The organism is Polaribacter sp. KT25b (assembly GCF_900105145.1).
GTDB lineage: Bacteria > Bacteroidota > Bacteroidia > Flavobacteriales > Flavobacteriaceae > Polaribacter.
This window is the reverse complement of record NZ_LT629752.1, coordinates 2,903,505-2,917,257: the sequence shown is the minus strand read 5'-3', so window position 1 is coordinate 2,917,257 and position 13,753 is coordinate 2,903,505. Positions and strand designations below refer to the sequence as shown.

The following is a 13,753-nucleotide window of genomic DNA, read 5'->3' as shown; positions in this document are numbered from 1 at the left end:
TAAAAAATATTTTTTACTCTTTGTTGTATTTTAACGCAACCCAGTTATTTCTTTGGATAAAGTTTTCTAATTTTAAATTGTATTTAGAAACTTCAGCATTAATAATAGGAATATCTTCTTCATAAAAACCGCTTAATAAAAGCACACCTTTTTCATTTAAACAGTTTGTATACACTTGCATATCCATCAATAAAATATTTCTGTTGATGTTGGCAATAATTACATCATATTTTTTATTGATTAAAAGTGATGCATCTCCTTCAAAAACGGATATGTTTTTACAGTTATTACGTTCAATATTTTCTATAGAGTTTTCGTAACACCAGTTATCAATATCAATAGCATCAATTGGATTTGCGCCTTTCATTTCAGCAAAAATTGCTAAAATTCCTGTGCCAGAACCCATGTCTAACGTTTTTTTGTTTTCTAAATCTAAATTTAATAAATGTTGTACCATCATGTGTGTAGTTTCATGATGACCAGTACCAAAACTCATTTTTGGTTCTATAACAATGTCGTATTTTAAATTTGGATTTTCATGAAACGGCGCTCTTATGCTCACTAAATCTTCTACTTGAATAGGAGTGAAGTTCTTTTCCCATTCTGAGTTCCAGTTCGTTTGTTTAACTTCTGTTTGATTGTATTCAATCGAGAATTCATCAGAATTTAAAACAAAAATATCTTCAAGAATAGAAGAATTCCATTCGCTTTTTTGAATGTAAGCAGTTACTCCGTTTTCGTTTTCAACAAAACTCTCAAAACCAACATCACCTAACTCTGCAATTAAAATTTCTGTTGCAGGTTCTTTTGGTGTAATTGTAAAATTGTACTCTATATAAATATTGTCCATAATTAAAAATGCGTCAAGATTTAAATCTTGACGCAAATTTATTGGTTTTCTATAGAAGTTTTACAAATAAACTTCTTTTTAAATTGCTTTTATAATTGCAGTAAAATCGTCAGCATTTAAAGCAGCACCTCCAATTAAACCTCCATCAACGTCTGGTTTAGAGAAAATTTCTTCTGCATTACCAGGTTTTACACTTCCACCGTATAAAATAGAAACGTTGTCAGCAATTTCTTTTCCGTATTTTTTTTCTAAAATACTTCTAATAAAAGCATGCATTTCTTGTGCTTGTTCTGGGCTTGCAGTTTCTCCAGTTCCAATTGCCCAAACAGGTTCGTATGCTAAAACGATACTTTTCCAAGCAGCGCCATCTAAGTGAAACAATCCGTTTGTTAATTGACTTTCAACAACTTTAAAATGATTATCAGATTTTCTATCTTCTAATAATTCTCCAAAACAAAAAATAGTTTCTAATTTGTTTTCTAAAATTGCATTTACTTTTTCTGCTAAAATAGCATCTGTTTCACCAAAGTAAGATCTTCTTTCAGAATGACCTAAAATAACAGTTTTAATGCCAATTGATTTTAACATATCAGCAGAAATTTCACCAGTATAAGCACCGCTTTTTGCTTGATGCATATTTTGTGCAACAACCTCTATTTTAGTGTCATCTGCTCTTTTTACAGCTAACGCTAAATTAACAAATGTTGGAGCAACAATTACTCTTGTACTTTTTAAAGATAATTTCTTAATCGATTTTTTAATGTCTTTGATAAGCTGTTTTGTTTCATCCTTATCATTGTTCATCTTCCAGTTACCAGCTACTATTTTTTGTCTCATAATTATTTTATTTATTAAAATGTAAATTTAATAAATACAGAAGGATTTCTAGTTTATAAAGTAAAATACTTACTATAACGATTTATGTATTTATTTTTAAGGCTTCTTTTATTTTTTCGTCGGATGCATTTGTTGCTTTAAACAATATAATCTTTCCAGTTTCATCAATAACCATATATCTTGGAATCCAATTTAAATTTATAAAATTCACAAAATCCCCATCATTCATTCCTTCTGGTAAATTGTAATGTTCGCCAACTAAATTGTATTTTTTAATTGCTCTTTTCCAAGAAGGATTGCTTCTATCCACAGATAAAAAAAGATACACTACTTCTGGAAATTCTTTTTGTAATTCTTTTGCTTTTGGTACACCAACAATACAATCTTTACACCACGAAGCCCAAACATCTATCAAGATTTTTTTGCCTTTATGTGCTTCTAAAACTTCTCTTAAAGTAATTTTAGAGTTGTCTAAACCTACCAACATTTCTAGATTTGCTTCTTCAGAAAATTGTGTTGGTTTTTCTGAATTACAGCTTACAAAAACGATTAAAAGTATAAAAATTATTTTTTTCATGTAAAATTTGTCTATTAAAAAAGCAATAACTTACAAACGCTAAAAGTTAAAAATAGTACTTTTGTTTAACAATAAGTAAAAGTAATGACAACAGAAGAACTTGTATCACAAATAAATCAAAAAAAATCCTTTTTATGTATTGGATTAGATGTTGATTTAAATAAAATTCCTGTACATTTATTAACTTTAGAAGATCCTATTTTCGAGTTTAATAAAGCAATTATTGATGCAACACATCATTTATGTGTAGCATATAAACCAAATACTGCTTTTTATGAAGCTTATGGATTAAAAGGTTGGCAGGCGTTAGAAAAAACAATTTCTTACATCAATAAAAAATATCCAGAAATTTTTACAATTGCAGATGCTAAAAGAGGAGATATTGGTAATACATCAACCATGTATGCAAAAGCTTTTTTTGATGATTTAGCCTTTGATTCTGTTACTGTTGCGCCTTATATGGGAAAAGATTCTATAGAACCTTTTTTAGCCTTTAAAAACAAACACACAATTATGTTAGCGTTAACTTCTAACGAAGGTGCTTTTGATTTTCAAACTAAAAAAATGGGTGAAAAAGAATTGTATAAACAGGTTTTAGAAACTTCTAAAAACTGGAAAAACGCAGAAAACTTAATGTATGTTGTTGGCGCTACAAAAGCAGAATATTTTAAAGAAATTAGAAAAATTGTTCCTACTTCTTTTTTATTAGTTCCTGGTGTTGGCGCACAAGGTGGTAATTTACAAGATGTTTGTAAATATGGTTTATCAGAAAATATAGGACTTTTAATTAATTCTTCTCGCGGAATAATTTACGCTTCAAATACTTCTGATTTTGCTCAAGTTGCTGCTATAAAAGCACAAGAATTACAACAAGAAATGGCAGCTATTTTAAATCTATAATTTAATGCAGGTTCAAGATCAAATCGGCAGAATTCTCGAGTTTGAAAAAACACCCAAACGCATTGTTTGTCTTGTGCCAAGTTTAACGGAATTATTGGTAGATTTAGGTTTGGAAGATTCAATTGTAGGGCTCACAAAATTCTGTATTCATCCTATGGATTTAAAACAAACCAAAACAATTGTTGGAGGTACAAAAAGCATTCATGCTGAAAAAATTAAAGCTTTAGAGCCAGATATAATTCTTTGTAACAAAGAAGAAAATAGTAAAGAAATTGTAGAAATCTGCTCAAAAATTGCACCAACACATGTTTCTGATATTTTTACTATTGATGATAATCTAGAGCTTATAAAACAATATGGAAAGCTGTTTTCTGTTGAAAAAAAAGCCTTAGATATTTGTATAGAAATTAATCTTAAACTTACAGACTTTAATCAATTCATTAAAAATAAAGGAACAAAAAAAGTAGTGTATTTTATTTGGAAAGATCCTTGGATGGCAGCAGGAAACACTACTTTTATCAATCATTTATTACAATTAAATAAGTTTGATAATATATATCAAAACAAAGAACGTTATCCTGAAGTTAATTTAGAAGAAATGAAATTAAACAACCAGCTTGATTTTATTTTATTATCTTCAGAACCATTTCCTTTTGGCAAAGATCATATCTTAGAAATAGAAAAATTCACTTCTAAAGCTAAGGCAATTCTTGTTGATGGAGAAATGTTTTCTTGGACTGGAAGTAGATTGTTAAAAGCATTCGATTATTTTAAAAGTCTTCATTAAAAAAAGGATTTTTTTTAATGTAAGTTAGTGCTGCAACATAGATGCTTGATAAAAGCGGAAACTTACATTTTCATTTTTGCAAAGCTTTTACTATTTAATAAAGTTAAAAAATAACTTTTTAATTTTGATTTTCTTCTAAAATTAATTCAGCAATAGCATGTCTTCCTAGGTTAAAAAGTTTTGTTTAAAAAAAAGCAACAAGTAGTTTTATACCTTAAAATTTAAAGAAATAAAAAGGCAATACTATTTTAAAGGTATCTTTTCTGAAGAATTTAAAACAATTAATTTTAGTCTAAATAACTAATTTGATTCAATTTTTCATTCAGTTTCATAGCTTTAAACGCGGCTAAATCACTAATTGCTTCGTCTACAAATCTATAATTATTAGACTTTTCAATGAGTTCCATGTGCCTTTTTTGCAGGTGTTTTTTAAAACGGCTAAGATGATTCTTGTTATTCATAATTATTTTTGGGGGATTATTTTAGTAAATATAACGAAAATTTGTATTCAAAAAACAATCACCCATAAAAATATTAATCAAAAACAATCTTTAATTTTTAACGATTTTAATAAACTTAGATTTAGATTTAGTTTCAATTTTTAACAAGTAAACTCCTTTTTTTAAGAAAGAAAAATCATGTGTTTGAGTTGCTGAATTTTGATTAAAGGTATATAATTTTTTACCAGTAATATTGTATAGATTAACGTTTGAAACACCTTCTAAATTTGGCATTTTAATAGTTAATTTATCATTTACAGGATTTGGATACACTCTTACATCAGTTAAATTATCAATATCAAAAACCGAAGCTGTCGCTTCTTGATAAACTCTTACATAATCTATTTCCATAGCACTTTCTGTAAAATTAGAAGCAATGTTTGGTAAAATAGCTACATTAAATAATAAATATTGTGGCGCATCATAAGGCCAGTTTTCTATATTTTTATTTTCTGGATTATAAGTGTAATGCACAATATTATCAACACTAAAAATCATTTTATTTGCATTCCATTCTAAAGAATACACATGAAATTCTGAAGATGCATTTTGAATTACTTGACCGCCTTTATTTACAGTTCCGCCAAAACTAGATCTGTTATGTAAAGCGCTTTGTACAAAATTTTGGTTTTCTCCCCAATGTTCAATAATATCTACTTCGCCACAATCTGGCCAACCTGTTGTACCAAAATTTTCTGCCCAATAACCACCAGTTTCAGTTATATTTTGTCCTAGCATCCAAAGTGCAGGAAAAGTACCAGCGCCAAAAGGCATTTTAGCTTTTATTTCTATTTTACCATACGTAAAAGCAAATTTAGAATTTAGCCTTGCGGATGTATAATTTTTAGTTACTCCGTTTTTTGAATAGGTTTCTTTTTTCGCTAAAATTTTAAGAGTTCCATTACTAACATACGAATTATCTATTCTGTCTGTATAATGCTGAATTTCTCCATTTGCCCAACTCTGTCCATTTATAATGGGTATTATTTGTTTAAACCAATTTTCTGTATTTAAATTTCCATTTCCATCAAACTCATCAGACCAAACTAAATGATTAAAAACAGGATCTGGGCCAGAATTGTCGTTATTATTATCATTTAGAGTACCATCATATAAAAAATCATCAATATAAGCTGTAACATTACTGTTATTGTTTTCATCATTAATCTGAATTAAAACTCTATTAAAATCTTTTCTATCAATTGGCTTTGCAGAGGTTTCATTTAAATTGATGTAAGTATCATTTGCAAAATCGAAAGTGATAGTTTGCCATTGATTTAAAACGATCGTTTTAATAATTTCTGATTGTGTAGACCAAGGTGCACTAATTTTTCCGTCTTGTAATTTTAAGGATATTTGATTTTTCTCAGAACCTGTAATGCTAGAAGATGGCACATAAATTTTTACAGAAAAAGTATGGTTTGTTGATAAATCAAAATTTACCGGAACATCAAAACGAACATTTGCATATTGACCTCCTTTATCTATATATTTTAAAACAGTATTAGAAGTATTGATTCCTGTTTTAAAAGGATTTGAAAAATTAGTATTCAAACCACAATCATCACCAAACCAAGTTGAAATAGTTCCATCGCCTTCAAAATCATCAACAACATTTTGTTGAGAAAAAATTGATGTCAAAAAAGTAATTGCAAGTAGAGTAAATAAATTCCGCATGTTTTTGTGATTAAGTTGAATTCACAAAGGTAGGTTCTCATAACAGCTATCATATAATAAAGAACCCATACAAAACCTATACAAACTAAAAAAAAGCCTCACTATTATGTAAATAGTGAGGCTTTAAGTGTTGTAAATTAATTATGTGTCTATTAATCTTGCAATGCGAAAACTTGCTTTAATAAAGCAGAAGTTCTTAAACCAGCTTGTTCTCTAATACCTTTTTCTTCAATTTCTATCATTGTAAAAACACCTTTTAAAGCTTGGTTGGTAACATAGCCAGTTAAATCTGGATCAACTTTATTTACAAAAGGAATTGAGTTGTATTTTGTAATTAAATTAGCCCAAACCTTGTCTGCACCAACTTTAGAAAAAGAATCGTTTATTACTGGACTAAAACTACTATATAAACTTTCTGAAGTTTTAGTTTGTAAATAGCTAGTTGCTGCATTTTGTTCGCCTAACAAAATATTTTTAGCATCATCAAAAGTCATTTCTTTAACAGCATTTACAAAAATAGGAGTTGCCGTTTTTACAGCATCTTCTGCAGCTCTGTTTAAAACTTTAATTCCTTCATCAGCTAAATTACCTAAACCAAGTTTACGTAAACCATTATCTACAGCTTGTAATTCTTCTGGTAATAAAATTTTAACTAAATCATTTTTATAAAAACCATCTTGCGATGTTAACTTAGAAACTTGATTTTCAATACCTTTGTCTAAAGCTTCTTTTAAACCGTTACCAATTTGTTCTTGCGTTAAACCACCACCATTTGGCAATTGTTTAATTACATTTTGCAATTCTGCACAACCTACAAACTGAATTGCAATTACTAAAACTAAAATTCTTTTTATCATTTATCTCTATTTAGATTCTTTTACTTTGAAACATTTTTTGTTAAAAAGTCACTATTTATTTAAAACTATCTGTTTTTTTATCATATCCAAAAGGACAATGTTTACAACCACTTTTGCAACAATATCCTCTTTTTAGATGATATTTTTCGGTAAAAACTTTATAACCTTGTTCGTTAAGATAATAATCGTCTTTTTCTAGTGGTATTCTTGTGTTAAACATTTTGCAAAATTAAACTTTTAATAGCTATTTGCTAAAGACTAATCAAATATCTTTTGTACATTATTCACAGATTTTTTAAAAGCATCCTCGCCACCAACAACTGGAATTGTTATTTTTGTTCCTTCTAAATCAATCGTTAATTCAGTTCCTGGTTTTGGTAATAAAGTATAGTTATTATCACTAGAAAAAATCATCAATCCTATTTGTTGTCCTTTTTTAATGATTTGATCATCAGGTTGTAAATCAAAAGTCATTTCATAAAATTTTCCAGGTTTTAAAGGAGTACTTTTAGATAAAGATGTATTGTTTTGTAAATCTGCCCAACCACGAGTTATAATATTATCTGTAATTTTTGCTCTTCTACCTTCGGTCCAAGGTAAAGAAACTAAATACACAGATAAATTTACAGCAGCTTTAGAACTTGCTGCTTTTAGAGTAATTGAGGCTAAACCAGAAATATGAAGATCTTCTTTTAAAACCGGAGTAACATATAATAAACGATGATTTGTATAATCTGCTTGCGCTAACATTTCTGATGAAAAGGAATAATTATCTACCAAGGTTTCTTCTCCCTTAGATTTTGATTTATCAGTTGATAAATTTCCAGCTTTTGGCGCGCCAGCTTCTAAATATAAGGTAACCGGTTTTGCATCAGGATTAGGGTAGTTTTTATAAGCAGTTGGTGCATTGGTTTTGTCATCTTCTCTAACAATCCACGCTTTTGCATCATTTTCTACGCCATTATCAATGCCATGTAAAAAATGTGTAAACCAACGATTCATCATTGTTATTGGTGGTGGTCCTCCATGTCCATTTTGATGATAATAAATTTGAGTGGGCAAGCCCATTTCTGATGCTTTCTTATAAATTCTGTAACTATGTTCTGGCATTACGTTCCAATCATTAAAACCATGAGACATTAATAATGCAGCTTTCATAGGTTTCATATCATTTAAATAATCACGTCCAGCCCAAAAATCATTATAATCTCCTGTCATTCTATCCATTCCGTTAGCCATTTCAGTGTCTCTAATAATTTTATTATTACGAGCTCGGTTCTCTTCTTTTCCACTGTGAATAAAATCGTATAAAACATCAATGTCTTCGCCTAAATAACCTCCTGGAGAGCGCACTAAACCGTTTGAACGATAATAATGATAATAAGAAGTATTTGGTGCAACAGGTATAATTGCTTCTAAACCTTTAACGCCAGTTGTTGCTGCCGCTAAAGGAATTGTACCGTTGTAAGAAGTTCCTGTCATTCCCACTTTTCCTGTAGCCCAAAATGCAGTTATAGTTTCATTTCCTTCTCTAGAAGTAAACCCTTTTGCACGACCGTTTAACCAATCGATAACTGTTTTCGGCGCTAAAGATTCATTATCTCCACCAACAGTTGGCGCTCCGTCTGATAAACCTGTTCCTGGTGATGAAGAATGTACTACAATATAACCTCTAGGAACCCAAGTTTTAACTTGCGAATTTGAAATAATTGGACGTACGCCTCTTCTTTGAACTTCAACATGTGTTCTTGGTTTTTCTTTTGCACCAATTTCGTGTTTTACTTCCCAAAATAAACCAGGAGCATTTCCTGCTACTCCTGCATAATAGGGGCTAGATTCATAAACTACCGGTAATTTTAAACCTTCAGTTTCTGTTTGTGCTGGTCTGGTTACATCTACGTGCATTCTGTCTAATTTTCCATCTCCGTCAGAATCAAAAGTTGTTTCTACCCATAAATCTGTACGAATCCATTTTTCAGGATCGTTAAAGGCTTCTACAATTTGAGCCTCTCCATCTTTAAAAACGGGTACTGCTTTTTCTTGTGCATTTATAGAAAATGCAATTAGAAATAAAATTAAAAATTGAAATTTGATTTTACTTGTCATGTTTAAATTTATTGAATTATTTTAATACTGAGAATTCGATGCTAGAATCTGTGAAAACTGTATGCGTTTGTGTTTTAAAATCTTTTTCGTCTGCTTTGTAAATATTATTAACATACGTTTGCGGATTTAAATCTATTAAAGGAAACCAAGTGCTTTGTACCTGAATTTGCACTTTATGACCTTTTTTAAACGTATGAAAAACATCTTGTAGTTTAATATTTACAGCTGTTTTTTTGTTAGGAGTAAAAGGTTCTGGGTTTTCAAAACTGTTTCTAAAACGACCACGTAAAACTTCGCTTCTAACCATTAAATGATAGTTGCTCATTTTTAAATGGTCTTGTAACTTGTCATTATTTTCTTTAGTATCTAAAGGATGAACATCAATTACTTTTACAATCCAATCTGCTGCAGTTCCTGTTGTTGCTACTTTTAATTTTGCTAAAATATCTCCTGCCAATGTAAAATCTTCGGATAGAATTTCTGTTTCAAAAACCAACACATCAGGTCTTCTTGCAGCAAAACGCTGATCGTCTGTCATGTATTTTCTTGGCGTAAAAACGGTTTTAATGTCTTCTGAGTACGGAACAGGATGTTTTATATCGCTAATAAATTTAATTTCTGATATTGATTTTTTAGTAGCTGTTAATTCTTGATCTTCTGATAAAAACCAATCTTGTTTCATTACATTTTTAGGAGGCCAAGAATTAAAAGATTTCCATTCTTTTTTACCAGAATCATAAACGTAAGCTTCTGGTAAACCAGAATTTTTATCTCCATTTCCTTTTAAGAAATGATTAAAGAATTTTGTTTCAATTTCTTTCTGGAATTTTAACGAAATAGAATCTCCAAAATAATAATTACCAACGTCATTCTTAACTCTAGAACTTGCCCATTTTCCATGATCCCAAGGGCCAAAAACCAAGGTGTTGTAATTGTCTTTTCCATTTTTTTCTATTCCTTTATAGGTTTCTAAAGGTCCGTATAAATCTTCTGCATCAAATTCTCCACCTACAATCATCGTTGCTACTGTTGATGGAACTTTATCCATATGCTGAATAATTCCCTTGCTTTGCCAAACAGAATCATAATTAGGATGCTCAACAATTTCTTTCCAGAAAAAATCGTCAATTTTATCTTTTGACGCTGTTGAGTTTACATCTAATTTATCATATTGAAAAAATTCGTTTAAGTTTTTTAAAGGACCTTTATCTAAGAAAAATTGATATTGATCTTGTGAAACCATTTTTGGAAAAGAATACCAAGAAGTATCCGTTGGTGTGTCTTTGTAGGTTCCAAATAAAGAAATTGCTCTAAAATAACTTAGTAAAAATGCGCCATTATGATGAAAATCATCAAAGAAAAAATCGCCAATACAAGCTTGAGGTGAAGCTGCTTTTAAAGCTGGGTGTGCATCAATTGCAGAAATTGTTGCATAATGACCAGGATACGAAATTCCCCAAGTACCAACATTTCCATTATTGTTTTCTACGTTTTTTACTAACCAATCTATAGTGTCGTATGTATCAGAAACTTCATCAGATTGATTTTCTTTTTTATTTGGAATGTATGCGCGCATGTTATCATAAACGCCTTCGCTCATCCAACGACCACGAACATCTTGATACACCACAATGTTGCCTTCTTTCATTAAATGAACATTTGGGCCAATTTTGGATTTCATTTTTCCTTCACCATAAGGCGCAGAACTATAAGGGGTTCTTTGCATTAAAATAGGATATGTTGTGCTTTTATCTTTTGGAGTGTAGATAGTTGTGTGGAGTTTAACTCCATCTCTCATAGTAATATCAACTTCTTTTTTGGTGTAGTTGTCAATTACATAGGTGTCTTTTTTTTCTTCCTTTTTTGATTTTTGATTACAGCCTATAAAAAAAGTAAAAGAAAAGGCTACAATAAGGATTCTAAAAATTTGTTTTTTCATGGTAAGATTTGCTGAATTTGAAAAGTAAATTTACAAAACTTAACATAAAATGTATTTCTTAGGATGTTAAATTACACAATTGCACTATTATTCAACCTAAATTTTTCTTTAGAATCCTTATTTTTTGCCTTAGAGTTTTATTTAATAATTACAGTTTTTGATGTTTTAGAATTATTGTTATCAGAAATTAATACAAAATATGCTCCTTTTGCAAGTTTAGAAACATCCATATTTATTTCTGATTTTTGAGTGTCTATTTTAGTTTCAAAAACCTTTTTTCCATTAACGCTAAAGATTTGAACTTGACTTATATTTCTTTTGCTAATTTTAATATTTAGTTGACTGTTTGTAGGATTTGGATACAGCGTAATTTCATCAGCTAAATCTGTATTATTTACAGCTAACGTTTTTGTTTTATAAAATTCTATTTCTGTAATTGTATTCCAATTACTAGGTCTAGCTGGTTGGCCGTAACCAACAATTTTTACATATTTTGTATCTGTTGCAACAGTAGGAAACATAAAGCCTTTAAAAGTTCCATCAGAATTGCTAACTAAATTATCGTTAGTAGCATAAGCATTAATAAAATCTGCTGCATCTGTACCTGTTTTAGAAACCCAAATTTGAAATTCGTATGTTTTGCCGTTTGTTGCAGCAAAATCTACCAATTGTAAATCAAATGTACCTCCTAAATCATAAATAATTTCTCCTGGGACACCTTCACCAGACCATTGTGTATCAAAATCTTTATCTAAACTATGTTCAGCTATATTGTTTTTATCTTTATCGGCATCTATTTCTTCTGCAAAAACGTAATTAACAACAACATGATCGTTTTCTGAAGCATCATTGATAAGAGTTAAGTTTGACTTTGGATCTGCTGCTGATTGTGTAATATTTAGAAATCTAGTTAAATCTCCACCAGTTATAGTTACTTTACCTGTACGTTCTGTATATTCTGTATTTGCAGAAACGGTAACATCAAAAGAGCCATTGTTAGAACCTGAAACTGGTGAAATAGTAATCCATGAACTATCGGTAGAAGTAGACCAATCTACATTTGCTGTAACGGTAATTGTTTGTGTTCCTTCTATAGCATCAAAATTAGAAATTGTAGAAAGGTATAAGCTTTCTAAATTTTCGTCTGTTTCATAAGCATTTGGTCCAACATTAGTAGGTTTTAAAGGCATGTATCTTTTTGATTCTGTACTAAAATGATCTGCTCCAGGATTACTTAATATAGGTCTAGATTGTCCCTCAATATCAAAATCTATATTTTCTGAATTCACTCCGCTTAAATAAGTTGGAGAAGAATCTGTAGTTTTCCAAATTGTATAATCATTATAGCTTTCAGAAACTATGTACGGATTTTCTTCTTTAACCATAGATGCTGTAAAAGAAGTAGTTGTTGCATCTGCAATGGTAGTTGCTGTGCCTGTTGGATTAAACAAATTACTTTCCCAAGTAATATTATTTCCTTGATCATTTCCATCAATAATAGCAACCAAAGAATTTTCTGATCCGGTAATTAAATTATTTGCAATAGTAACATCTTTTAAATCTTTGCTATAACTACCGTTATTATCAAAACCAATTTCTATTCCGTGGCTATTATCAACCAAAGTATTATATGCAATTAAAACATTATCAGCTCTAAAATGTTTAGTTAAATTAGAGTTTCCTTCTTCTGCATCTCCAAGTGTTAGTGTAATAGGAGCGTCCCATTTTGTACCATTTAAACCTTGCATATAATTGTTGATAATTACATGATCTTTTCCGTAAATTCTAATTCCGCCAGTATAAAGAGTTGCGCCATCTGGTGAAGTTCCAATAGCTTTATCGCCACCAAAAAAGTAGTTACCTTCTACACGATTTCTATTTCCGTGTCTTAAAGACAAAGTTCCATAACTTTTTAAGAAAGTATTGTGTCTTATAATATTATCGCTAGATTTTATAGAAACAATTTCTGGATCACCATCACATTCCTCAAATAAATTAAACTCTACAGTTGTAAAACCACTAGATGCAGACATTTCGCTCCAACCAACTCTTATTGATTCTTGTTCATTTACAGCTCTTGGACTATTGTTTTTAAAATAGTTATGATCAATTCTGTCATATTGAGATTGATAAGCTACATCTGTACTTTCATCTGTGCTACCATCAACAGTAATATAATGACCAGGTGTATTTTTATTTTGAAAAATATTATGATCTATTCTATTATGATGACTTGGGTATGTAAATGGATATGTTTTATCGTCCCAAACACCACCAATATAAACCCATTTTATAGATTCTGTAGTAGCTAATTCAAAAACATTTCTGCTAATTCTAATATTATTACAGCCTTCTAATTTTACTAAAGTATTGTCTCCGTTAGCATCAATTACAAAACCTTCTATGGTTATAAAAGCCGATTTTTTAAGTCTAAAAGCCGATTCGCCTGTTAAAGTTACACCACCAACAGTTTCTGCTTTTACAATAATAGGGTTTTCTTCTGTAGCTACTTTTTCGAAAGAAACTTCAAAATCATTATAAGATCCATTTGCAACTATAAAAGTACCTCCGTTTGTAGCATCATTAACTGCGTCTGCAAGATCATCTGCATCATTGTAGGTTTGAGCTATTAATGATGAAGATGCAAGTAATAAAATTAAAAAACTAAAAGCCTTTAATTTAGAATAATGTTTTTTCATAAGTTTTAGTATTTATTGGTTTAC

At 30.0% G+C, this 13,753-nt stretch carries 11 protein-coding genes; 2 read left to right on the top strand and 9 right to left on the bottom strand.

The features are described from left to right. Window positions 1-13: 13 nt before the first annotated feature. The 3 genes from prmA to BLT70_RS12470 form a co-directional block, all read right to left on the bottom strand. Entirely contained in the window at window positions 14-850 is an 837-nt protein-coding gene (gene prmA, locus BLT70_RS12480; RefSeq protein WP_091894890.1) for a 50S ribosomal protein L11 methyltransferase, read from the bottom strand. Window positions 851-928: 78 nt separating this feature from the next. Then, the gene (gene tpiA, locus BLT70_RS12475) at window positions 929-1,687 is read right to left on the bottom strand and encodes a triose-phosphate isomerase (protein WP_091894888.1); all 759 of its coding nucleotides are present in this window, start codon (window positions 1,685-1,687) and stop codon (window positions 929-931) included. A gap of 82 nt (window positions 1,688-1,769) precedes the next feature. Next, window positions 1,770-2,264 (bottom strand): TlpA disulfide reductase family protein, encoded by a 495-nt coding sequence (locus BLT70_RS12470; RefSeq protein ID WP_091894886.1) that lies wholly within the window; start codon window positions 2,262-2,264, stop codon window positions 1,770-1,772. Between the two features lie 84 nt (window positions 2,265-2,348). Here BLT70_RS12470 and pyrF point away from each other — a divergent pair, with 84 nt between their 5' ends. After that, on the top strand, window positions 2,349-3,164 hold the full coding sequence (gene pyrF / locus BLT70_RS12465) for an orotidine-5'-phosphate decarboxylase (RefSeq protein ID WP_091894884.1): 816 nt from the start codon (window positions 2,349-2,351) through the stop codon (window positions 3,162-3,164). Window positions 3,165-3,168: 4 nt separating this feature from the next. Next, window positions 3,169-3,951 (top strand): ABC transporter substrate-binding protein, encoded by a 783-nt coding sequence (locus tag BLT70_RS12460; RefSeq protein ID WP_091894883.1) that lies wholly within the window; start codon window positions 3,169-3,171, stop codon window positions 3,949-3,951. 551 nt (window positions 3,952-4,502) lie between these two features. Here the strand turns inward: BLT70_RS12460 and BLT70_RS12455 are convergent. From BLT70_RS12455 to BLT70_RS12435, 6 genes are all read right to left on the bottom strand, one after another. Then, on the bottom strand, window positions 4,503-6,128 hold the full coding sequence (locus BLT70_RS12455; protein WP_091894881.1) for a family 16 glycosylhydrolase: 1,626 nt from the start codon (window positions 6,126-6,128) through the stop codon (window positions 4,503-4,505). 152 nt (window positions 6,129-6,280) lie between these two features. Continuing rightward, a complete protein-coding gene (locus BLT70_RS12450) occupies window positions 6,281-6,985 on the bottom strand; it encodes a DUF4197 domain-containing protein (protein ID WP_091894879.1) in 705 nt (234 codons plus the stop codon). Between the two features lie 55 nt (window positions 6,986-7,040). Then, a complete protein-coding gene (locus BLT70_RS17250; RefSeq protein ID WP_172824415.1) occupies window positions 7,041-7,205 on the bottom strand; it encodes a DUF5522 domain-containing protein in 165 nt (54 codons plus the stop codon). Window positions 7,206-7,243: 38 nt separating this feature from the next. After that, window positions 7,244-9,091, bottom strand: coding sequence for a Xaa-Pro dipeptidyl-peptidase (locus BLT70_RS12445; RefSeq protein WP_091894877.1), 1,848 nt, complete (start codon window positions 9,089-9,091; stop codon window positions 7,244-7,246). 16 nt (window positions 9,092-9,107) lie between these two features. After that, entirely contained in the window at window positions 9,108-11,030 is a 1,923-nt protein-coding gene (locus BLT70_RS12440; protein WP_091894875.1) for a CocE/NonD family hydrolase, read from the bottom strand. Between the two features lie 137 nt (window positions 11,031-11,167). Next, window positions 11,168-13,729 (bottom strand): chondroitinase-B domain-containing protein, encoded by a 2,562-nt coding sequence (locus tag BLT70_RS12435; RefSeq protein ID WP_091894873.1) that lies wholly within the window; start codon window positions 13,727-13,729, stop codon window positions 11,168-11,170. Window positions 13,730-13,753: the final 24 nt, after the last annotated feature.

Excerpts from the sequence above, each read along its gene's own strand:
- BLT70_RS12435 (WP_091894873.1), bottom strand. The coding sequence starts at position 13,729 with ATGAAAAAACATTATTCTAAATTAAAGGCTTTTAGTTTTTTAATTTTA.
- BLT70_RS12470 (WP_091894886.1), bottom strand. The coding sequence starts at position 2,264 with ATGAAAAAAATAATTTTTATACTTTTAATCGTTTTTGTAAGCTGTAAT.
- BLT70_RS12460 (WP_091894883.1), top strand. The coding sequence starts at position 3,169 with ATGCAGGTTCAAGATCAAATCGGCAGAATTCTCGAGTTTGAAAAAACA.
- pyrF (WP_091894884.1), top strand. The coding sequence starts at position 2,349 with ATGACAACAGAAGAACTTGTATCACAAATAAATCAAAAAAAATCCTTT.
- BLT70_RS17250 (WP_172824415.1), bottom strand. The coding sequence starts at position 7,205 with ATGTTTAACACAAGAATACCACTAGAAAAAGACGATTATTATCTTAAC.
- tpiA (WP_091894888.1), bottom strand. The coding sequence starts at position 1,687 with ATGAGACAAAAAATAGTAGCTGGTAACTGGAAGATGAACAATGATAAG.
- prmA (WP_091894890.1), bottom strand. The coding sequence starts at position 850 with ATGGACAATATTTATATAGAGTACAATTTTACAATTACACCAAAAGAA.
- BLT70_RS12445 (WP_091894877.1), bottom strand. The coding sequence starts at position 9,091 with ATGACAAGTAAAATCAAATTTCAATTTTTAATTTTATTTCTAATTGCA.
- BLT70_RS12455 (WP_091894881.1), bottom strand. The coding sequence starts at position 6,128 with ATGCGGAATTTATTTACTCTACTTGCAATTACTTTTTTGACATCAATT.
- BLT70_RS12450 (WP_091894879.1), bottom strand. The coding sequence starts at position 6,985 with ATGATAAAAAGAATTTTAGTTTTAGTAATTGCAATTCAGTTTGTAGGT.
- BLT70_RS12440 (WP_091894875.1), bottom strand. The coding sequence starts at position 11,030 with ATGAAAAAACAAATTTTTAGAATCCTTATTGTAGCCTTTTCTTTTACT.